The sequence below is a fragment of the Cupriavidus sp. Agwp_2 genome, from assembly GCF_040784895.1.
In the GTDB taxonomy this organism is placed as follows: Bacteria; Pseudomonadota; Gammaproteobacteria; order Burkholderiales; family Burkholderiaceae; genus Cupriavidus.
The window spans coordinates 121660-143352 of record NZ_CP088085.1 but is presented as its reverse complement, the minus strand read 5'-3'; the positions used below and the strand labels follow the sequence as shown (position 1 = coordinate 143352).

The 21693-nt window shown below is 63.7% G+C and carries 23 protein-coding genes and 2 pseudogenes; 20 read left to right on the top strand and 5 right to left on the bottom strand.

The genetic code is table 11. The features are described from left to right. Positions 1–41: 41 nt before the first annotated feature. From LPA45_RS30965 to LPA45_RS30925, 9 genes are all read left to right on the top strand, one after another. Entirely contained in the window at positions 42–419 is a 378-nt protein-coding gene (locus LPA45_RS30965) for a response regulator transcription factor (protein WP_116323818.1), read from the top strand. Positions 420–880: 461 nt separating this feature from the next. Next, entirely contained in the window at positions 881–1567 is a 687-nt protein-coding gene (locus LPA45_RS30960; protein WP_317925334.1) for a hydrolase, read from the top strand. A 145-nt stretch (positions 1568–1712) separates the two neighbouring features. Next, on the top strand, positions 1713–3653 hold the full coding sequence (locus tag LPA45_RS30955; protein ID WP_367395319.1) for an amidohydrolase: 1941 nt from the start codon (positions 1713–1715) through the stop codon (positions 3651–3653). 33 nt (positions 3654–3686) lie between these two features. Beyond that, positions 3687–4136 (top strand): DoxX family protein, encoded by a 450-nt coding sequence (locus LPA45_RS30950; RefSeq protein WP_376790705.1) that lies wholly within the window; start codon positions 3687–3689, stop codon positions 4134–4136. A gap of 5 nt (positions 4137–4141) precedes the next feature. Further along, positions 4142–5773, top strand: a complete 1632-nt coding sequence (locus LPA45_RS30945; RefSeq protein ID WP_317925171.1) for an MFS transporter — start codon at positions 4142–4144, stop codon at positions 5771–5773. 31 nt (positions 5774–5804) lie between these two features. Then, positions 5805–6083, top strand: coding sequence for a XapX domain-containing protein (locus LPA45_RS30940; RefSeq protein ID WP_317925170.1), 279 nt, complete (start codon positions 5805–5807; stop codon positions 6081–6083). Beyond that, positions 6070–7176 carry a porin gene (locus tag LPA45_RS30935; RefSeq protein WP_317925169.1) on the top strand — a complete coding sequence of 369 codons (1107 nt, stop codon included), beginning with the start codon at positions 6070–6072 and terminating at the stop codon, positions 7174–7176. Before LPA45_RS30940 ends, LPA45_RS30935 begins: the two co-directional genes overlap by 14 nt. A gap of 80 nt (positions 7177–7256) precedes the next feature. Next, positions 7257–7631, top strand: coding sequence for a response regulator transcription factor (locus LPA45_RS30930; protein ID WP_317925168.1), 375 nt, complete (start codon positions 7257–7259; stop codon positions 7629–7631). 70 nt (positions 7632–7701) lie between these two features. Then, complete coding sequence (locus LPA45_RS30925; protein WP_367395344.1) at positions 7702–7875, top strand: DUF2789 family protein; 174 nt, start codon at positions 7702–7704, stop codon at positions 7873–7875. Here the strand turns inward: LPA45_RS30925 and LPA45_RS30920 are convergent. Beyond that, positions 7819–8838 carry a carbon-nitrogen hydrolase family protein gene (locus tag LPA45_RS30920; protein WP_317925167.1) on the bottom strand — a complete coding sequence of 340 codons (1020 nt, stop codon included), beginning with the start codon at positions 8836–8838 and terminating at the stop codon, positions 7819–7821. The two genes, LPA45_RS30925 and LPA45_RS30920, sit on opposite strands and share 57 nt — an antisense overlap. Positions 8839–9236: 398 nt before the next feature. Here LPA45_RS30920 and LPA45_RS30915 point away from each other — a divergent pair, with 398 nt between their 5' ends. Together LPA45_RS30915 and LPA45_RS30910 are read left to right on the top strand one after the other, a co-directional pair. Then, positions 9237–9539 carry a hypothetical protein gene (locus LPA45_RS30915; RefSeq protein ID WP_317925166.1) on the top strand — a complete coding sequence of 101 codons (303 nt, stop codon included), beginning with the start codon at positions 9237–9239 and terminating at the stop codon, positions 9537–9539. A 340-nt stretch (positions 9540–9879) separates the two neighbouring features. Then, positions 9880–10602 (top strand): hypothetical protein, encoded by a 723-nt coding sequence (locus tag LPA45_RS30910; protein WP_317925164.1) that lies wholly within the window; start codon positions 9880–9882, stop codon positions 10600–10602. 314 nt (positions 10603–10916) lie between these two features. Here LPA45_RS30910 and LPA45_RS30905 read toward each other — a convergent pair whose 3' ends face one another. The 3 genes and pseudogenes from LPA45_RS30905 to LPA45_RS30895 form a co-directional block, all read right to left on the bottom strand. Next, the gene (locus tag LPA45_RS30905; protein WP_114131934.1) at positions 10917–11498 is read right to left on the bottom strand and encodes a TetR/AcrR family transcriptional regulator; all 582 of its coding nucleotides are present in this window, start codon (positions 11496–11498) and stop codon (positions 10917–10919) included. A gap of 27 nt (positions 11499–11525) precedes the next feature. Further along, positions 11526–11810 (bottom strand): annotated as a pseudogene (locus LPA45_RS30900) (DUF302 domain-containing protein); the annotation flags it as partial. Positions 11811–11860: 50 nt separating this feature from the next. Beyond that, positions 11861–13327, bottom strand: coding sequence for an amidase family protein (locus LPA45_RS30895; protein ID WP_317925162.1), 1467 nt, complete (start codon positions 13325–13327; stop codon positions 11861–11863). 418 nt (positions 13328–13745) lie between these two features. Between LPA45_RS30895 and LPA45_RS30890 the strand changes: the two genes are divergently transcribed. Continuing rightward, positions 13746–14174 carry a hypothetical protein gene (locus tag LPA45_RS30890; protein WP_317925160.1) on the top strand — a complete coding sequence of 143 codons (429 nt, stop codon included), beginning with the start codon at positions 13746–13748 and terminating at the stop codon, positions 14172–14174. Positions 14175–14670: 496 nt separating this feature from the next. Here the strand turns inward: LPA45_RS30890 and LPA45_RS30885 are convergent, their stop codons facing one another. Then, positions 14671–14772, bottom strand: a complete 102-nt coding sequence (locus tag LPA45_RS30885) for a hypothetical protein (RefSeq protein ID WP_367395318.1) — start codon at positions 14770–14772, stop codon at positions 14671–14673. Between the two features lie 80 nt (positions 14773–14852). Between LPA45_RS30885 and LPA45_RS30880 the strand changes: the two are divergent. The 8 genes and pseudogenes from LPA45_RS30880 to LPA45_RS30845 form a co-directional block, all read left to right on the top strand. Then, positions 14853–15041: pseudogene (locus tag LPA45_RS30880) on the top strand (amidase family protein); the annotation flags it as partial. Then, complete coding sequence (locus LPA45_RS30875) at positions 15034–15474, top strand: nuclear transport factor 2 family protein (RefSeq protein WP_317925159.1); 441 nt, start codon at positions 15034–15036, stop codon at positions 15472–15474. The pseudogene LPA45_RS30880 and the gene LPA45_RS30875, both read left to right, overlap by 8 nt. A 208-nt stretch (positions 15475–15682) precedes the next feature. Next, a complete protein-coding gene (locus LPA45_RS30870; protein ID WP_116318590.1) occupies positions 15683–16192 on the top strand; it encodes a hypothetical protein in 510 nt (169 codons plus the stop codon). Between the two features lie 70 nt (positions 16193–16262). Then, the gene (locus LPA45_RS30865; RefSeq protein WP_317925157.1) at positions 16263–18086 is read left to right on the top strand and encodes an FAD-dependent oxidoreductase; all 1824 of its coding nucleotides are present in this window, start codon (positions 16263–16265) and stop codon (positions 18084–18086) included. Between the two features lie 458 nt (positions 18087–18544). Further along, complete coding sequence (locus tag LPA45_RS30860; RefSeq protein WP_317925156.1) at positions 18545–19027, top strand: GMC family oxidoreductase; 483 nt, start codon at positions 18545–18547, stop codon at positions 19025–19027. A 42-nt stretch (positions 19028–19069) separates the two neighbouring features. Then, positions 19070–20251: a ferritin-like protein gene (locus tag LPA45_RS30855; protein ID WP_317925155.1), complete on the top strand. Its 1182-nt coding sequence runs from the start codon at positions 19070–19072 to the stop codon at positions 20249–20251. 22 nt (positions 20252–20273) lie between these two features. Beyond that, positions 20274–20702, top strand: coding sequence for a nuclear transport factor 2 family protein (locus tag LPA45_RS30850; protein WP_317925154.1), 429 nt, complete (start codon positions 20274–20276; stop codon positions 20700–20702). Between the two features lie 87 nt (positions 20703–20789). Continuing rightward, entirely contained in the window at positions 20790–21686 is an 897-nt protein-coding gene (locus LPA45_RS30845; protein WP_317925153.1) for a hypothetical protein, read from the top strand. Positions 21687–21693 lie beyond the last annotated feature (7 nt).

The window sequence follows — 21693 nt, the reverse complement described above, 5'->3', positions numbered from 1 at the left end:
AGCCCCGTCGGTCATCGCATTCATATTGAAGGGAGACCCGCGTGACTGTCCACACCATCGCAATCGTTGATGACGATGAATCGGTACTTCAGGCTATTGGCCGCCTCGTTCGCTCACTGGGCTACGAAGTCGAGCTATTCGCAAGTGGCCGCCAGCTCCTCGAAAGCGAAGGGCTTAGCCACATAAATTGCGTCATCACGGATGTCGAGATGCCGTGTATGGATGGCCTGGAACTTTCCCAATGCCTTCGGCGCATCGGGCATGCGGCCCCAATCATTTTTATCAGTGGCGTCGTGGACGCGGGTTATGAGGAGCGCGCACGTACGACTGTCAACGCGTGTTTTCTCAGCAAGCCCTTCGCAGAGCAAGATCTAATTGACTGCATCGAACTCGCACTCTATCCCCCTCCTCTTCGATAACTTCGAAACAAGCGTCAGTTCAGGCATTGCCGACGCCTTACCTTCTCGACTGAATGACGGCTTGGCTGCAAGGGCCAGTAGGCTGAGCCTGGTGGCCGCCCGCTTCCGGGCGTGATGGACTTTGGCGCTGGGCTGCACAGCTCCGGAGGCAGCGAACCGAAGCGACACTCATACCATCGTATTAGTTGACATGGCTTCAAGGCGGCCTCTCCACCGGAAGCGCACATGCGACCGCGAGCCAGTCAGGTGCGCATTCCGGCAGAGGAGATGGACCAATTTCGGTGCAATCGGGGTCGATGCGACTAATACCATCGTCCAATGGCGAACCGTGGGTGCTTCCTTTAGGCTTCCGACCGCGTTGCGCTGCCCTCGCCACTGGCAAGACAACTGCGGCATCGGCGCCGGTGCACGTCCCGGCCTGTTGCGCCCATCTCTAACTCCTTGTCCCGAGGATCGACACCATGTCCAACCCGAAGCTCGAAGTCCTGACCCCGCAAAACAGCCAGTTGATCATCATCGACCACCAGCCGCAGATGGCCTTCGGGGTGCAGTCGATGGACCGGCAGGCCATGAAGAACAACGTCGTCGGCCTGGCCAAGGCCGCGAAGATCTTCAATATCCCGACGACCATCACCACGGTCGAAAGCGAATCGTTCTCCGGTTTCACCTATCCCGAGCTGCTCGATGTCTTCCCGGAACAGAAGACACTGGAGCGCACCTCGATGAACTCGTGGGACGACCAGAAGGTCCGCGACGCGCTCAAGGCCAACGGCCGCAACAAGGTGATCGTCGCCGGCCTGTGGACCGAGGTCTGCAACACCACCTTCGCGCTGTGCGCGATGCTGGAAGGCAACTACGAGATCTACATGGTTGCCGATGCCTCTGGCGGCACCAGCAAGGAAGCGCACGACTATGCCATGCAGCGCATGGTCCAGGCCGGCGCGGTGCCGGTGACCTGGCAGCAGGTGCTGCTGGAATGGCAGCGCGACTGGGCCCACCGCGACACGTATGACGCCGTGATGAAACTGGTCAAGGAACATTCCGGCGCCTATGGCATGGGTGTCGACTACGCGTACACCATGGTGCACAAGGCGGCGCAGCGTACCGCCACGCCGCACGAGTCCGTGGCGCCGGTACCGGCTCGCTGATCGTTGCATCGGCCGGCCGCGGCTTGCCAGCGGCCCAGCTCGCCAATGGCACGTCGCTCACAGTCTGCCCCGACGCTGACCTAAGGGAGCGGTCAGCCCGACCCGGTCGATGCACTACCTGCTGATTTCATAGCTCACAAACAGTATGTCTGTCACCCGCCGGCAATTCATCGCCTCGGCTGCCGCCCTCGGCGCGGCAGCTTCTTCGGAGATCTTCGCCATGACACCTGGCAATTCCCCCGACCTCATCCTCGTCAACGGCAGGTTCACCACGCTCGACAAGTCCAACCCGCAGGCAGACGCCGTGGCCGTCCGCGACGGGCGCTTCGTGGCCGTCGGCACGCGCCAGGACGTGATGAAGCTGGCCGGCGCGCAGACGCAGGTCGTGGACCTGAACGGCCGGCGGGCCATCCCCGGGCTGATCGACAGCCACATGCACATCATCCGCGGCGGCCTGAACTACAACATGGAGCTGCGCTGGGACGGCGTGCGCTCGCTGGCTGACGCCATGCGCATGCTGAAGGACCAGGTCGCGCGCACACCGGCACCGCAGTGGGTGCGCGTGGTCGGCGGCTTTACCGAGCACCAGTTCGCCGAGAAGCGGCTGCCGACCATCGACGAACTGAACGCGGTGGCGCCCGATACCCCTGTGTTCATCCTGCACCTGTACGACCGCGCCATCCTCAACGGCGCGGCGCTGCGCGCGGTAGGCTATACCAAAGACACGCCCAACCCGCCGGGCGGCGAAATCGTGCGCGATGCGCGCGGCAACCCGACCGGGCTGCTGCTGGCCAAGCCGAACGCCACCATCCTGTATGCGACGCTGGCCAAGGGCCCCAAGCTGCCGCCCGAGTACCAGAAGAACTCGACGCGCCATTTCATGCGCGAGGTCAACCGGCTCGGCGTCACCGGCGTGATCGATGCGGGCGGTGGATACCAGAACTATCCCGAGGACTACAGCATCATCGAGGAGCTGCACAAGGACGGGCAGCTGACGGTGCGGCTGGCGTACAACCTGTTCACGCAGAAGCCCAGGGAAGAACTGAACGACTTCAAGACCTGGACCGCCAAGGTCAAGCCGGGCCAGGGCGACGACCTCTACCGCCACAACGGCGCGGGCGAGATGCTGGTCTACACCGCGGCCGACTTCGAGGACTTCCGCGTCGAGCGCCCCGACATGGCGCCGTCGATGGAAGCTGACCTGGAGCCCGTGATCCGCCTGCTGGCGGAGAAGCGCTGGCCGTGGCGGCTGCATGCCACCTATGACCAGACCATCTCCCGTGCGCTCGATGTCTATGAGAAGGTGGCCAAGGACATTCCCTTCGACGGCCTGAACTGGTTCTTCGACCATGCCGAGACCATCTCCGACCGCAATATCGACCGCATCGCCGCGCTCGGCGGCGGCATCGCCGTGCAGCACCGCATGGCCTACCAGGGCGAGTACTTTGTCGAGCGCTACGGCGCACGCGCTGCCGAGGCGACGCCGCCCGTGAAGAAGATGCTGGAAAAAGGCGTCAAGGTCGGCGCCGGCACCGATGCCACGCGCGTGGCCTCGTACAACCCGTGGGTGTCGCTGTACTGGCTCACCACCGGCAAGACCGTGGGCGGCATGGCGATGTACCCGCAGGCCAACCTGCTTGACCGCGAAACCGCGCTGCGGCTGTGGACCGAGGCGAACACCTGGTTTTCCTCGGAAGTCGGCAAGAAGGGCCAGATCAAGGCCGGCCAGCTCGCCGACCTGGCGGTGCTGTCCTCTGACTACTTCAGCGTGCCCGGCGACGAGATCCAGGACATCACCTCGGTGCTGACCATCCTCGGCGGCAAGGTGGTCTATGGCGATTCAGACTTCAGCAAGCTGTCGCCGGCGCTGCCTCCCGCCATGCCGGACTGGTCGCCGGTGCGGCACGTCGGCGGCTACCAGCCGCGGCCGGAAGCGCGCAAGCTGGCGCTGAACACGGCGTGCGGGTGCGCGAGTTCGTGCGGTGTCCACGGCCATGCGCATGCAAAAGCCTGGACCTCGGGCGTGCCGACCTCGGACGAGAGCACGTTCTGGGGCGCGCTGGGCTGTTCCTGCTGGGCGTTCTGACCTGCTGCCGACCGCAGCCAACCGAGACCGGCCATGCCTGAACCGATGACTTCCCTTCCCCTGGCGCCAGCCAGTGCCGCCGGGTTGCCGCGCTGGATGCGCTGGCTGCGCTGGGTTGGCCTGCTGCTGCTGTGCGCCGCTTACCTGCAGGGCGGCCTGTTCAAGCTGGCCGACTTTCCCGGCGCGGTGGCCGAGATGCGGCACTTCGGGCTGAACCCGCCGGTGCCACTGGCAGTCGCCACCATCGTGCTCGAGCTGGGCGCGTGCGCCATGATCCTGCTGGGCTGGCGGCGCTGGCTGGGCGCGCTGGCGCTGGCGGCGTTCACGGCCGGCGCGACCTTCATCGCCAACCGCTTCTGGGAAGCGCCGCCAGAAGCCCGCTTCATGATGACCAACGCATTCTTCGAACACCTGGGCCTGGCCGGCGGCTTCCTGCTGGTGGCCTGGCACGACCTGCGCGAGCGCGCAACCCGGCACGGCTGACCAAGATGGCAGAGCAAGCAACGCACTCCTCTCCCCGCCCCGCCGACGGCGGCACCTTCGCGCCGCTGGCGCAGGCGACGTTTGCCGTGCTGTGGGCGGCGACCATCCTCGGCAACGTCGGCAGCTTTATGCGCGACGTGGCCAGCGCCTGGCTGGTCACCGACCTGTCGTCGTCGCCGGCCGCGGTCGCGACGATCCAGGCCGCGGCAACGCTGCCGGTGTTCCTGCTGGCGATCCCGGCCGGCGTGCTGTCCGACATCCTCGACCGGCGCCGCTTCCTGATCGCGATCCAGGTCGGGCTGGCGCTGGTCAGCGGCACGCTGATGATGCTGGCCTGGCGCAATGCGCTGACGATCGAGATCCTGATCGGCATGGCGTTCCTGGGTGGCATCGGGGCGGCGCTGATGGGGCCGACCTGGCAGTCGATCGCGCCCGAGCTGGTGCCGCAGCAGGAACTCAAGCGCGCGGTCGCGCTCAACGCGCTGGGTGTCAACATCGCCCGCGCCATCGGCCCGGCCGCCGGCGGCCTGCTGCTGGCGGCGTTCGGCGCGGCCGTTACCTATGGCATGGACCTGCTCAGCTATGTCTTCGTGGTCGCCGCGCTGCTGTGGTGGAAACGCCCGGCACGCGCCGCCGACCCGCTGCGCGAGCATTTCCTCGGTGCGTTCCGCGCCGGGCTGCGCTTTACCCGCGCCCACAGCAAGCTGCATGTCGTGCTGGCGCGGGCCGCGGTGCACTTTGCCTTTGGCAGCAGCATCTGGGCGCTGTTGCCGCTGGTGGCCAGGCAACTGCTGAAAGGCGGCGCCAGCCTCTATGGCGTGCTGCTGGGCGCGGTGGGGCTGGGCGCGATCCTCGGTGCGCTGGTCATGCCGCGGCTGCAGCGGCGCCTGGACGCGGACGGGCTGATGTTGCTCTCTGCCTGCGCGACCGCGGTGGTGATGGCCGGGCTATGCGTGGCGCCGCCTGTCTGGATCGCGCTGTTGCTGCTGCTGTTCCTGGGTGCGGCATGGATCATCGCGCTGACGACTTTGGGCGGCGTGGCGCAGGCGATCCTTCCCAACTGGGTGCGCGGGCGCGCGCTGGCGGTCTACCAGATGGTGTTCAACGGCGCGATGGCGGCGGGCAGCCTGGTGTGGGGCTTTGTCGCGCAGGCACTGGGGACGCCCGGCGGGCTGCTCGTGGCCGCGGCAGGCATGCTGGTGGCAGCGCTGCTGCTGCACCGGCTGCGCCTGCCCCGCGGCGAAGATGACCTGGGACCGGCACGGCACTGGCCCGAACCCGAAGGCGCCGCGGATATCGCGCATGACCGCGGCCCGGTCATGATCCTGATCGAATACTGCGTGCGTGCGCCCGACCGCGACGCCTTCCTGCGCGCGGTGCACCAGCTTTCCGAAGAACGGCTGCGCGACGGGGCCTTCAACTGGGGCGTGATGGAAGACCCGGCCGACCCGGAGTTGCTGACGGAGTGGTTCCTGGTCGAATCGTGGGCCGAGCATTTGCGCCAGCACGAGCGCGTGCCCCACGCCGATGCCGACCTGCAGCGCGAGGTGACGCGCTTCCATGTCGGCGACAAGCCGCCGCGCGTGCGGCACCTGCTGGGCGTCGGATTGCCGCCGGCTCCTGCGGCGCGCCACTGATTCCCATGCTCTTGTTCCCGGAGACTTTCCGATGAAGCTTTATCTTGTTTCCCTCGGCGCCGGCATCCTCGTCGGCATCATCTATGCGCTAATGCAGGTCCGCTCGCCAGCGCCACCCGTGGTGGCGCTGGTCGGCCTGCTCGGCATGCTGATCGGCGAACAGGTGGTGCCGCCGATCAAGCGCCTGATCGCCGGCGAGCCGGTCACCATCGCATGGTTCCATTCGGAATGCGTGCCGAAGATTACCGGCGCCCCCGGCCCGACGCTGAACGCGGCCAGCAAGACGCCTGCGGATAATGCGACGAACTGACCTGCCCCGGCTCGCCGCCGCTGCAACTGGGCTCGCGGCGCTAACGCTTTCGGCTCATGCCGCTGGCAGTGTCACCGTGTATGGTCGGCTGAACACGGCGCTGGAAGCCAGCCACGCCAGCACTGCCACCGACGGTACGGCGTCAAGCAGCGTGCTACGCCAGACCAATAATCGCTCCGTGTTTGGGCTTCGCGGAGAGGAGTCGCTCGGCGGCACATTGAAGGCGCTATGGCAAGTGGAAAGCAACCTGTCTCTGGATGACGGGCAGGGGCAGATTGCCGGCCGCAACTCACGCATCGGTCTACAGGGCAGTTACGGGCTGGTGTTCTTAGGCCACTGGCACACGCCCTATACCGAAGCCACGATGGGCTACGACCCCTACTACCCGACAACGGCCGGATATATGGCGCTGATCGGCAATGGCTCGGCTTCCAGCACGAACAATGTTGAAAACGTCAGTGCGTTCGACCGACGCCAGAAGAACATACTGCAGTACCGTTCTCCGTCATGGCGCGGGCTGGGCCTGTGGCTCGGTTGGGGTCTACCAGAGGAGAAGGCCACCGTACCACGCAACCCGGCGCTCTATTCCGTTGCCGCCGTCTATGACGGTGGCGCGCTCAATGGGACGTTGGCGTGGGAGCGGCACCAGCACTATCAGGCCGCAGGTCGCAACGACGACGCGATCAAGCTAGGGCTGGCGTGGCAGATGGCACCTGGCACGCGCTTGGCTGCGGTCTACGAACACCTGCACTATCGCACCGACAGTGGAGACTTGCAGCGCAACGCTTGGTATGCATCGCTGGTGCAACGATTCGGGCCGGGCAGCATCCGTATTGGCGTGGCCTACGCGGCCAATGGCACTGGCGGCTCCACAGAAACGGTCGGCTTTTTCCGCAGCGGCGCCGACACCGGTGCGGTGCAGTACACCGTCGGCTATGACTATCCGCTGTCGAATCGCACAGCGCTGTATGCTTACTACAGCCGCATCGACAATGCGCGCAATGCGATCTATGACTTCGCCATCAACGATCTCGGCGTGCGCGCCGGGGCCGATCCCCAGACTTTCGCGCTGGGATTGCGCCACAATTTCTGAAGGGTCGGTGGCACTTGCCTGCAGAGATCGCACAATAGTGCTTTGAACCCTGCTATCGCGTGATGAAAATAAGGACCCATGTGAATGCCATCCCAGTAATTGCACTCGTCGACGACGATGCGGCTGTGCGGCATGCCTTGGGTCGGCTCGTGCGCGCGTTCGATCTGGCCGTTGAGTTGTATCCGAGCGCGATAGACCTCCTTCAATCGGGTTCAATAGACGCCATCGACTGCATCATCACGGACGTGCAGATGCCGGGGATGGACGGCTTCGCGCTAAATGATGCGCTGCGGGCGCGCGGGCTTCGCCTACCAATCATCTTCATGACGGGCTTTGAACAGAAAGGCTATGCGATGCGCGCCCAAGCCGCCGGCGCAGCGTGCTTTCTGAGCAAGCCATTCCAGGAATCGGACGTCCTGCGTTGCATCGAGCGTGCGCTGGGGATGCATCGATAAGTCTTCCATACCCCTTACGTCTGCGCCCTCACACCTACAGCCAGCGCGTACTGGTAGCGCCTCGCCCAGACTGACCACACAACTCCATTCCTTAGCTGAACTGTTCGCACAACTCGGCTTGCCGTCCGACGAGAGTGACGTCAAGGCATTTGTTGCGAAACGCTCGCCGCTGCCGCTCGACATCGAATTATGGGAAGCCTCGTTCTGGACGCCCGCTCAGGCCTCCCTGTTGCGCGTCGAATGAGTCTTGATTAATGAACGATTCGGCGTGCGCGGCGCGTTCGTGCAGGTGGGCGGTATCCGTTCGGTCGATCAGGAGACTAAGCAACTCTGGTCTGTTGTAGTGTCCAGCCGAGTCCATCAACACCTTGCGCCGGTCGATCAACGAGAAATCAAGATCGGCGATGACCTCACCCTCACCCGAGCGGATAGGTTCGCCCAACAACATGCCGTCCGGTGTCACGATAGTGGTCAAGCAACCGCCAGAAATCGGCTCGATGTTGCATCCCGTGTCCCTCATGATTTGCGCCTGCTGGTCAGGATCCAACCACGCTGTCGCATTCACCACGAAGCAGCCAGACTCAAGCGCATGTTGTCGGATATTGATTTCCATCCTTTTGGCAAAGCCTTCGCCGAAGGCTGACCCCGGATACATGGCCGAATGGATCTGTTCTCCGTCGGCGATCATCGCGTAGCGCGCGAGCGGATTGTTGTGCTCAAAGCATGCGAGCTGGCCGATTCGTCCGACCTTGCTGTCGACCGCGCGAAGGCCAGACCCGTCGCCCTGACCCCAGATCATGCGTTCGAAATGCGTGGGCGTGATCTTTCGGCGGCGCTGGATCAGGGTCCCATCTGCGTCGAAAAGCAACTGCGCGTTGTAGATGGTGCCTCTGTCACGCTCATTTACACCAATGGACACCACCATCCCAGCCTTGCGGGCCGCATCTCCGATTGCATGGGTGGCAGGGGACGGTACCGTCACGGACTGCTCGAGCAACCTGAGATGTTCATTTCCGGCAAGGAGTTGGAGGCCCGTCTGGACCGCTGAGAAATATGGGTAGTATGGCACCACCGTTTCCGGAAACGTAGCGAACTGCACCCCCTTCTCACCAAGCTCGTGGATCTTCTGCACGACTTTATCCACGGTTGCCTCACGGCTGTAAAGCACAGGGCTGATCTGGACTGCGGCAGCTTTGATGACTGTCATTTGAAAAATTTCCTTTGCATGGGACGCGACACCGTAGTGCCGCAACGAAGTTGGACAGGCGGCAGCAGTTCAGTGTCGAACGTTCGTGACAACTGGCTCCGACGGTCGAGGTAGCAGCCTTCAAGTCAGGCGGGTTCGGCTCAGAACCGCCGGGTCCACGCAGGCGTCCAAGCACTTGCTCGACGCGGCGGGACAGGGCAAGCAGCTCACGGTCGCGACTAGCGACCGCATCGAGCTCGAGCCCGCGCTTTCATCGGATGCGATGGAAGCGATGGAAGCGATAATATAAATTTCTGCGTTGGCTGGCAGGACTAACTTCCCTCCTTTTCTGCCAACGTTGAAAGGCGGGCTTCCGCAACTCCTTGTGTTCCCCGAAGCGCATCAGCGGGAGTTCGTGCTTGCACGAGGAACAGACCAGAGATGGCGATCATCAGGAACGAGAGCAGGTTGGAGAGCCGCAAACCGCGACGATGTTCCCCGTGGCAATCCGGGTAGGTATCAAGCAGTACAAGGGCAACGATTGGCATCGGGCGCCGGTCAGCGGGTTGGCGATACCTCGAGACGGAAACACCCAAACTGGACGAATGGCCGTTGTATCCTTGGAAGCCGGCCTTACGGCACAGCGCCCTCAAATGACCGAGACGGGCCGACAACAGCCCTCCTACAATGCGAAAAACCGCATCCCGGCCACCGGCGAATGACACGACGACTCTGAGTTTGCCCATCGCGGCGTCCAGAGGGCATACGCCTGACAGCTTCCGGACTGTATCCTGAACGAAACAGATTGCACCGATTTCACCACTGCCTCGAATCTATTTGTCTGCCGTAACATAATAAAAACAACACATCCGGCAATGTTGGCATCTTTGTTGCGGTTTATTTGGGGTGACGACCGGGCGCGCCAAGCCTGCCGAACAGCAGGGCATTTTGCATGGGTCGCGGGGATAGAAAGATTGCGGTTTGCGCCATGCCCTGCCCATTTCGCCGGGTCGCATGCCAAGACAAGTTTCGAATCCGGGGCACTTCGGCCAGGAGACTGCGATGTCCAAGAGATTCCTCCTTGTGCTTGCAATTTCATTCTTTCTCGGCGGCTGCGGCGGCGGCGATGACGACAACGACGGCACAGGGGCAGCCAGCACGCCGGTGCAGCCTCTGACGGTGCCACTCACCACAGCCATGGCAAGTCTGGCGGCGAATGGACTGACCGCAAATTTCTCGATTTCCGGCACGGTAGAGAATGTGCCCGTATCAGGCTCCGGGACCCTGATCGCCACCCCTTTCGTTGCGACCTCACTGGATAACACTTCGGTATTGAGGACCACTGAAACCGTTAGCGGCACGGTTGTCGCAAATGGTAATTCGGCGCCATTCTCGAACACCAGGGCCATCTTCCGCAATACGGTTACCTATGCCGTAATGGTGATCGACGAGGGGGACGCCTTCGTGGTGTTCGCCGACTATACGATTCCACCGACCGTAAAGGCCGGCGACTCGGGACCGCTGGCAACCGCCACGATCTTCTCGGACAGCACACGGGCCACGAAGATCGGTACGCTTATCGAGTTATATAGCGTGGCCACCGATACCGGAAGCAGCCTCCTGCTGACCTTGATCGACAAGATGTTCGACAACAGCAATGCCCGCATCGCCGAGGATGAGACAACGTTCCGCATCGACACCAGCGGCAACATCAGCTTTGTTTCGTCCAAGTCCACGGCATTCAATACCAACGGGCAATCGCTGGGGACTCTGGTGTTCCAATAGGGCAATCAGGAGCACCCCTATAGGCCGATCATGCAAGGCGAGGCGCGAATATCGGAACCAATGGTCGGGCCAGACCATCGGTTTGGTTTCTTCGCGACCGCCGGCACGACTCGAACGAAAGAAGCGCCGGCGATCGCCTTCTCGTCAGTTGACCGGGATCGGCCAGTTTCTGCCGTTCAATTGGGTCACAGGGCGGATGCTCGAACGGCCGCTTCACGCCGGTGGCAGTCGGTGGCCCACCTGCAGGTCACCTTGGATCTCGGACATTGAACTGGCTCAGCCCTGAGAAGGCTCGGGCGCGCGCGACGAAATCTTCATACGGGCGACTCTCGGGCAAGGAGGAGCGCTGCCTCGACGCCGCCTTCCAGGATTTGCTCCGCGCGTGCAACGTCTGGCACGGCGCGCGCGAACTGGAGGGTTCCCACCATGAGAGCGAAGATGGCAGTTGCCCGACGACCCGCTGCTGTGGAATCCGCATCTGGGAGCAATGCGGCCAATGTCGCAACGAAGCTTTGCAACCCATCCTCATAGGTTTGCCGTATTGACACCGAGTGCCTAGCGATTTCCGGAAGCAAAGCCGCCGAAGGACATCCGCATGCCAAGTCCTCGCGATGCGCTTGACTGAGGTAGCTTCGAATCACTCCCTCAAGGTCAGCGCCCGTCTGGAGTTTCTGTTCGAGGTCCAGTTGCCGCTCTGCGAGCGCGCCCCCGACCGCCTCGCGAACAAGCTCCTCCTTGGACCCGAAGTGGGGATAGAATGCGCCATTGGTCAGACCGGCCGCTCCCATGATCCCGCTGATGCCCGCAGCCGAGACTCCCTCTCGGCGGAAGCATTTCGAGGCGACCTCGAGGATGTGCTGCCGAGTCGCGGCTTTGTGACCTTTTTCGAAACGCATCTTCTCTCCACTCGTGTCCTGCGGCCGTCAGTTTGCAGCCGCCTCCAACAAGGCCTGGAGGTCGCGATCAAGCTGATTAGCCACGGTATTAACCTCCTCGCTGCCAAACTGGCCGAAAACGGAGGCTGGTCGATCATATTCAAACCCGACACCACCATCGCCATCCTCGCGCAGCAGCACACGGATGGGTGCATAGAGCCCCGCCGACAGTTGATGGCGGGTCATCTTCGACGCGGTGAGCGGATTGCCGATATCGTACTGGATGGATCGGCGCGTCAGCCCAGCAATAGCAAGCAGCGCCCCGTGGTCACGTCAGTTGCTGTTTGGGGTTGGCCCGTTTCCCACGGAAAGGGGCTAGAACGTCAGAGCGTCGGCGGCTGGGTGCCTAAGACTGCCTCGATCCCGCGGGCAAGCTTCAGAAGCGCCCGGTCGCTCGCCAGCGGGGCGTCCAGTTCAAGACCGATCGGAAGGCCCGCGCGAGACATGCCCGCAGGGAGACTGATACCCGGCAGACCCACGCTGCTCGCTGACAAAGTATGGTTCGCCAAAGCGAGGTAGCTGACTTCCTGGCCCGCGATGTGAAACTCATCCTGCTTCTCGATCGAAGGCGCCATGCAGGGCGTCGTCGGCTGCAGAATGGCAAGCGCCCCTCGCGTGACGAATGCCTGGTTCAGGCGGCGCTGGATTTCCGGACGGCTTACGTTGAGCGCAGTCTGATAGGCCTCCACTGAGGTAGCGCCTGCACCGCCCGGCAGTACGATGTTCTCCCACGCTTGGCGAAGCTGGGGCTTGAGGCCTCCGTAAATCGCCTCGAACGTGGTCGGAATATTGTGTAGACGGAGGAATTCCGAGACCGCGCCCTGGGTCTCATGGGCGAAAATGCCCCACGTAGTTGTCTGGACGAGGGCATTGAAATCCTTCCCGAGGTCGATCTCAAAGACCTCGGCGCCGGCGTCCTGCAACCGCCGAACTACCTCACGAAAACGATTCTCGACTTCCGAGTCCACCCAACCCAGAAACTGCCGCGGCGCGAAAGCCAGTCGGACTCCCTTAAGGTTGAAATCCCACTCGACGGGCTCCGCAGCCTGCTCCCCGGTGACGACCTGGTCCAGCAGTATGCAATCCTCAACACTACGCGCGAATACACCCGTCGTGTCGAGAGTGTGGGAGATCGGTGCGACGCCGTTACGCGGCCAGCGTCCTGTGGTCGGCTTGAACCCGACGACACCACAGAGCGACGCGGGCACACGGATCGATCCGACTGTATCGCCACCCAAGGCGGCGGGCACTATCCCGGCGGCCACTGATGCGGCAGAACCGCTTGATGACCCTCCCGTGACGCGATCGTGGGCGCGCGGGTTCTTCACCTGGCCATAGCGCTCGTTGTGCCCGGTCAGCCCATAGGACATCTCCACCAGATTGTTCTTGCCGAAGACGAGAGCACCTGCATCCTTGATCGCCCGGACCGCATCGGCGTCTTCCGTCGGAATGAAGTGCGCCAGACGATCGAGGCCGATACTCGTGGGCAGCCCCCTCGTCAGGTAGCTGTCCTTCACCCCGATCGGCACACCCAGTAGGGGACCCTCTGCCCCGGCCGACCGCGCCTTGTCTGCGTTCTTCGCAGCCTCAAGCACGGCGTCTCCGTCGATGGTGATGAAAGCGTTAAGGTCAGCGTGCGACCGAGCCTGCCGCAGCAAAGCCGTAGCGTACGCCTCTGATGTCATCTCCCCGCCGCGGATCGCGTTGGCGGCCGCGGCGAGCCCGAGTGAAGCGAACCTCTGCACTTCTGGCGCAGACGTTTGGCTAGAGCTGGCGATCGTGTCGTTCATAAATTCCTCACAAGAAAGGTGTCTACCCGGCATTTCACGACCGCGAGAAGAGTCGCAGCTCATGAAATTACGATCATAATATAGCATTACGCTCGTAATACAAGAGGTTTCGAAGGCGACGGGCGTGGCTGGACCGTAGACACCGTTGGTCGACGAACGGTTGCTGTGTCCTCGGAAACCGTCGCCGGCTTAGCGAGCATATCTAGAGGCAGATCGCCAGCTTCTGGTCGGTCTCGGCCCTCGGTCCGACCTGGGCAGGGGGCATGCCGGCGCCAGAGGCGACTACCGACCCGAAGCCTTGCGGCTAACCGGCAAGCACTGTATATTTATACAGTTGTCGCCGCATCCCGAAAAAGCTGGCTCCTGAAGCGAGCCCGTGCGGCGCCTGCGCTTTCTCTCCCCACCTCGAAAGGCAATCATGTTCGTGGACCGCACCGAAATCATCAACGCCGCCAAGGCATTGCGCGCCAGCCAGGAAGAGTCCAGGTACAGCAAGCTCGTCGCGCTCGCGAACAAGCAACTCAAGGCAATGCAAACGGCAATCCAGAGGGGCAAGGAAGAATTCGAGACCAGACTGGTACTCGACATCAACGAAGACAATCCGCAAGCAGCGCTGGAACCGCGCGCGCAACGGCTAGCCGACGACCTCAGAGCGCAGGGCTACACCGCGACGGTGACCACGTTTGCCGAGGTCAGCACCGACCGCAAGAACTGGACGCCGAATATCACGGTCGTCATCGGTCTGGGCAACATGGTTTCTGGAGACGACAACGCGATAGCGGAAAGCACGGCGACCGACGAGACGGAAGTCGCGCTGACTGGCGAAGCTACCAGTGAAATGGCCTGACAGCAGGCTGGCAATCAGAGATAAGGACCGGCATCACGGGGCTTCGGGCACAGTCGCGTGCTTGATGGTTTCTCCAACAACGGAAATCTGCACGCGATTTACCAGTGGCTGACCCGATGAAGGAAACCGTGGCGTGTAAGGACGCAATAGCCTGCGTCTTGTTCGAACGAGGATTGTCACCACGCACGGCGGGTGCGCTTAACATCCGCCTTGGGCCTACGAGCCTTCAACGGCAGAGAAGCGTCGTTCAGAGACGGCCGCCGTTTCGCGACAGCATCAGACCGAGACCAGTATCAATCGCTCGTTTAACTGTATCCAACGACCGTTACTGCCGTTGCGGTCATTCTCAGACGCTAGCGCCATCCATTGACATCCTCTCCGGGCTAAACCCGGGAGATTGCTACTTCTAGCGCCTGATGTCCCAGGCGGGCAATGTTGCACGCGGGCGTTCGTGTCGCGGTCGTGTACCGACCCGCACGAGCAACACGTCCACTCCTTATTCCAAGTTTGGCCCTACCTTTTTCGGACTGCTGGACGAGATAACGCCACAGCACGAGCACGTTTGGGTTGAAAACGCTTCGTCGACCTCTGCGAACACCACTGCTTGCCTGATGGCCTTGTACTGGAGTTGTGCCCTGAACGTCGTCCACGCGGCATCGAGCGAACTTTGCCATACTCGTTTCCCAGCAACCCGCGGCCAGCGTGCCCTGCGGCTTCACGCAAACAGGCCTGCCCGTTGGGCTCCAGATCATCGGTGCCGCGCACGCCGATGCGCTGGTCCTGCGCGCCGCGCGGGCATTTGAAGCGACACAGGAAGGGTCGCTGCCCTGCGCCGACCACATCTTCAATGGAGATTCCGATGACTGAATCCGAAGTGAAAACGCTGTTGGCGACTTTTGGCTCCGCCTTCCGTGCAGGCGATGCGGACGCGGCGGCCGCCTGCCTTGCCGAGGACTTTACCTGGCACCTTCCTGCCGCCAACGGCGATCCGCGCGGCCAAGTCCTGCAAGGTCGTGAGGCCACGCTGCGCTACTTGCGCGAGCGGTTTGCCGAACAACAAGGCGGCAATGGCGTGGCCTTTTCGGACGGCCGCATGGAGGTGTTCGGCGACATGGTGATGCTGCGCTATCGCGTCCGCGGTACGACTGAAGGTGGCCAGCCAGTGGATGCAATGGGACTCGACGTGTTCCACGTTGCCAATGGGCGGATTCTGTCGAAGGATGCGTACTGGAAGCAGGTGACCTGGCGCTGTGGTCCGCGCCGCCAGGACAGCGGTCCTGTCTACGCCAGCCTTTCCTAGCTCGGCCTCCATGCCGGGCAATCTCGGAGAGTGCGATGTCCTCGCCGCTTCCGCTGCCGACCAGGCGCTCGCACGTGAATTGATCCGCCGACTGCCGAAAAGCAGACGTAAGCAATATTGAATTGCTTGCCGGATCGTGCGAACTAGCATTTGGATACATCCGTGCCTGGCCTGACAGCGGCCCGGAAGCGTGCAGGCAGATATCCCCATGGCATCCTCCAATCCGACAGCCGCAAACCTTGACGCCCGACAGGACGCCTTCGTCCATGCGTGCGCGGCGCTCACCGGCTTCACGCCTTTCGATATCCTGGGCACCGGACTCGTGCGGCAGCATCTCGACTTCGTCACTGCTGTCGCGGGCGTTGACGCCATCGACGAGCTGACGGACCGCATCGCCGCCCTGCCGCCCGACGAACCGGCACGCGACCGCGCCATGCGATCGACCATCCTCGCCGACGAGTGGCTGGGTCCCATTGCCCGCAGCCTGATCAAGCTCTGGTACGTCGGCACGTGGTTCGCCCTGCCACCGGAATGGCAGGCGCGGTACGGCGTCTCGCCGCTCGACGTCACCACCATTCCCTCGTCAGAATCCTATGTCGAGGCGCTGGTCTGGCTCGCCATCGGCGCACATCCGCCAGGCGCGAAACAGCAGGGCTTCGGCGCATGGGCCGAGCCGCCGGGGGGAGGCACGATCGCGCTCGTGCGTCACCGACGATAGCCATCGGCAGCGAACAGAACAACAGCTCTAACCAACACCGCTAACCTCGCCGTTTCTGCCGGAGGGATCCATGCGTCTTGTGTCCGCATCAGAGGCCGCGCAACGCACCTACGACCTGGTAGTGATCGGCGGCGGCCTTACCGGCGCGCTGGTCGCGCGCCGAGTGGCCCGGGCCGGCAGGCGTGTGCTGATCCTGGAGGCCGGCCCCGGTGCGGCCGCCTCCTACACCGGATACCAGCAATACCTGAACAACTACTACCGCGCGCTCGCCAAGATTCCCGAAGCGCCGTTTCCGTCGAACCCGAACGCCCCCGAGCCCACGGTGCTCGACCCCACGCAGATCCAGCCCGGCCATCCTGATACCAATGGCTACTTCGTGCAGCTAGGTCCACTGCCGTTCCGCAGCACCTACGCCACCTACCTGGGCGGTACCACCCTCCATTGGCTGGGCACCTCGTTGCGCATGCTGCCCGAGGACTTTGCGCTGCGGAGCCGCTTCGGCGTGGCGTCGGACTGGCCGATCTCGTACGCCGACCTCGCGCCGTGGTATGCCGAGGCGGAGCGCCAGATCGGCGTCTCCGCCAACGTGGACGAGCAAGCCTACGGCGGGGTCACCTTCCCGCCGGGCTACGTCTACCCCATGCACGGCCTGCCACCAAGCGTGGTCGACCAGCGCCTGGCCGGCGACCTCGCCGGCATGCGCTTTGATATCGATGGCGAGCAGCACCCGCTCGACGTGATCGGCACGCCCGCCTCGCGCAACGGCATCCCCAACGAGGCCTACGATGGCGGCAAGGGCTACCGTCCGGTCGGCGCAGTGCACAATCCCGCCATCGGACACCGCTGCCAGGGGAACTCGAGCTGCGTACCGATCTGCCCGGTGCAGGCGAAGTTCAACGCATTGAAAATCCTCGACAGCATCGACTCCGCACAAGTCGACATGGTGGTGCAGGCGGTGGTGAGCCGGCTCGCCATCAACCCCGATAACGGCCGCATCACCGGTGTCACGTTCAAGTATTACCCCGACCTTAGCGCGCCGGGCTACCAGACGTTCGGTGTCCAGGGCAGCCTCTACGTGCTGGCGGCCCACGCGGTGGAGAATGCCAAGCTGCTGCTGGCGTCGGGTGCGGCCAATTGCAGCGGGCAGGTCGGACGCAACCTGATGGACCACACCGAGCTGCTGACGTGGGGGCTGATGCGCGAGCCGGTCTGGCCATTCCGCGGGCCGGTGGCAACCTCCGGCATCGAGGGCATGCGCTACGGTACGTTCCGCCGGCATTCGGCGGCCTTCCGCATCGAGATCGGCAACGATGGCTGGAGCTGGCCGGAGGAAACACCTGAGTCCGATGTGCAGGCAATGGTCGACGGCCGCAACCTCTACGGTACGGTGCTGCGCGAACGGATGACGGCACTCGTTACCCGCCAGATGCGCTTCGGCATCCTGGTTGAGCAACTCCCCGAATGGTCGAACCGCGTTACCATCGACCCGACCTGGCAGGACCAGCTCGGGAGCTTCCGGCCTGTCATCTCGTACAACCTGTCCGACTACACGCGCGCCGGCTTCGCGCTGGCGCGGCACGTGTCCGACCTGATCTTCCGGCGCTGCGGCATCGAAGACCACTCTGTGTACGACCCGGCCGATCCCGGCTTCTTCAACTACTGCGGCCGGGGCTATGTGTTCCAGGGCGCTGGGCATTACATGGGCACACACCGCATGGGCAGCTCACCGCGCGACTCGGTGGTGGACCCCAACCAACGCACCTGGGACCACGCCAACCTCTACCTCGTGGGCTGCGGCAACATGGTCACCGGCGCCACGTCCAATCCCACGCTGACAGCCTCTGCGCTGACGCTGTGGGCAGCCGAGCACATCGTGGCCGATCTGGGCCGCTAGCCGCGGGCCAACCAGGGGCGTTGCCATGCGCACAATCGCCGCCGACGAATTATCCGCACACCGCTACGACGTAGTGATCGTCGGCGCAGGCATCGGCGCGGCGATGCTCGCGCGCGTGCTGTCGGCACGGCACCGCCGCATCCTGCTGGTCGAGGCCGGTACGGGCGACGTGGAGCGCTTCAGCGAGTTCGAGGACTACCTGCGCACGTTCTACCGCGCGCTCGCCAAGATTCCCAATTCGCCCTTCCCGACTAGCGCCAACGCCCCCCAGCCGCTGGAAACCGATGTGCGCCCCATCGCCGGCACCACGCCGTCCACGGTCGGCTGGTTCGTGCAGACCGGGCCCGACCCATTTGAGAGTGGTCGTGGCCGCGCAACGAGCCGACCGATACCGTCGCCGCGTTCGTCGACAGCGCCAACCTGTCGGCGCACGGCTGCGGCAGCGCGCAGAGGCCGACATGCCCCGCCAGGTACGAGTCGACATGATGACCGAGCAGCTTCCGTCGGCGGCCAACCAGGTGAACGTCGACCCGGCCTTCACGGATGCGCTCGGCAACTATCGTCCCGTGATCCGCTATGGGGTCGACAACTACACGCAGGCTGGCCTCGTATTCGGCCGCAGCTTCGCCCAACGCGTGTTCCGGCGGCACGGAATCGAGGACTTCACCGTGTTCCCGCCCGGCGATCCCGGCTTCTTCACGCACGGCAGCGCGGGATTCGACTGGAGCGGTGTTGGCCACGTGGCCGGCACGCACCGAATGGGGACGTCCGCGGCGCACGCGGTGGTGGACCACCGGCAGAAGTCGTGGGAGCACGACAACCTGTACATCGTCGGCTGCGGCAGCATGCCCACGCTGGGCACGTCCAATCCGACGCTGACCATGAGCGCGCTGAACCTGCGCACCGCCGGCTTCATCGATCGAGGCCTGGACGGGATCTGAGACGCCCCGACCGCAACGATCACTTGCCCCGAGGAGATGTCCATGCAAGCCACCGCCGCCGGCGCACAGGAAATGCAAGCCATCCGGCAGGCCTATCAGGACATGGAGGTGGGTCCGCTGGAGCAGGAGCTGGAAGCCCTGCGCCGTTTCCTGCAGGCCGCCCTCAAGCTGGAACACGCCACCCTGCCGCCATACATGACCGCGCTCTACTCGCTCTACTCGCTCGGCGCGGGAGTGCCGTGGGAAGTGATAGAAGTGTACCGCTCCGTGCTGGTGGAAGAGATGCTGCATATGGTGCTGGCCGCCAACGTGCTGAACGCCATCGGCGGCAAGCCGGTTACCTACGGGCAGGAATTCATGCCCGACTATCCAGCCTGCCTGCCGTACGACGTCGACAACATCGAGGTCAGCCTGCTGGGCTTCTCGCGCGCGGCGGTGGAGCAGGCGCTGGCAATCGAGCGGCCGAAGCGGGTCGATCCCGCCCGGCTGCGGCAGCTTGCGCACCTTACCGCCACCGGACGACTGGTCAATGCCGCCGGCGTCGGTACAAGTGCCGTGCCCGAGGTGCCACCGGGCATGACCATCGGTGAGTTCTACCACTTCATCGAAGGAAAGCTACGGGCAGTGGTGGCCAGATATGGCCCGGCACGGGTCTTCACCGGCAACGTGGCACATCAGATTGGCCCAGATATCTACTACTACGAGGGCGCGGGCAATGTCGTGCCGGTCCACGACCTCGACAGCGCCATCGAGGCCATGGAGGTGATCCGCGACCAGGGCGAAGGCGCGAGCCACGGTATCTGGGCTGGCGACCGCAAGATGTTCCACGACTTCCCGGAGGTGGCCCACTACTTCCGCTTCAACCAGCTCGCACTCGGCCGTCTCTACGTCGAGGGCGACACGGTTGCCTCGGGGCCGACCGGCCCGACGCTGGAAGTGCCGTGGGAGCACGCGTCGCACATCGTGGCCAACGCCAAGGTGAGCCAGTACCCCGCCGGCAGCGACGTGCGCGCGCACGCGGACGCGTTCAACAGGGCGTACTGCAGCCTGCTGCGCAGCATCGACCGCGCGTTCAATGGCCAGCCAAACCTGCTGCTGGGTGCGGTGCCGCACATGCTCGCCATCAAGGACCTCGCCGCCCGCCTGATGCGCAATCCCTTCCCCGGGCGCGAAGCGGATGGGCTGCACGCGGCGCCCACGTTTGAATTCGTCGCCGTCGATTGATGGCCGATTCCCGGAGCACGACATGCCAGATACCCAGATACAAGCCACGCTGGAAAAGCTCGGAACCGCCTACCGCACGCAGAATCTCGCGCTTGCGCTCTCCACCATGGACGAGCGCGTGGTGTGGGACATCAGCGGTCCCAACGACGTGCCGTATTGCGGCGTCTACTACGGCCACGAAGGATTCTCCCGCTTCTGGTGGCTGCTCGGCACAACCGTGGCCTTCCATGAGGCCGGCGGGCACACCACGCTGTATGGCGATGGCGTGGCCGTCGCGCTCGGCGGCGAGTGCGGCAGCTTGCGGGCCACGAACCGCACCTACCACTATGACTGGGCGGTGGAATACCGGTTCGGCGCCGACGCACGCATCGTCACCATGCGGCAGTACTGGGACCCGGGGCGTATCCATGCCGCCCTGGGTTCGACGCTCAACTGGCCCGGCACGAAATGACCGCTATTTGCTCCCTCCCTCGTGAATGGGGCGAAGAAAAAACCCGAGGGCCTTTCATTCTGAATCTGTCTCTTAAGGAGAAGCGTCATGACGTCACCCACCAATGCGGCCCCGGACAGCCAACCGCTGCCGGACGTCCCGTCTCCCTTCACGATGCCGTTCTACTACGCCTCGCTCGGCAACTGCGACGTCTACTACCTCGTGGACATGGCCCGCGTGGCCCCCTTCCTGCAGGACACCGGACTGATGCCCGCCAGCTTCGGAGGCAAGGCGCTCGTCGCCTACAACTACCAGATCTACCCGGGCATGTTCTCGGCCGGGCGCGACGTTCCGCCCGACAAGTGGCCACTCTCTGGGGGCGACTTCACGCAGGAGTTGGAGCTGAACATCATCGTCTACCCCACGCACCTTGCTGCCCTGGTCGCGCAGGTCGACCTGCGGCAGTTCCTGCTAGGCGACGAGCAATCGAAGACGATTGGCAACCACCGCGTGTTCGTGCCTTGCGACAGCGACATTGCCATTGCTGCCGGCGAAACGCTGTTCGGCGAACCGAAGTTCAAGACGAGCTTCCGCGCCAACATCCCCTCATTCAACCCGGTGCGCGCGTCGTCGGCCGACTACCAGCCCGCCTGGGTACATGCCTGGGGTTTCCGCGTCGACGACCCGCAAAGTAACGCCCAGAGCATCTTCACCTGTTTCGTCGACCTCGACGGGCTGCTCCCCCGGCCGGCCAATCCATCGCCGATCACAGAATACGGGCACTACCAGAACCGCATGATCGGCTGTCGCTGGAACATCCTGCAGCCTATGTCGGTGTTCTTCCTCGATGGCGCCGATACCGCGCGGGTGCGGCTCGAACTGGGCGACAGCAGCCATCCGATGCGGGCCGCAATGCAGACGCTAATCGGCAATGCGCCAGCCTGCGCGGTGCGCACCTTCCTGTCCGCGCCCGCAGCGATCCAGAGCCGGGCCTACTACCCCTGAGCCGCGA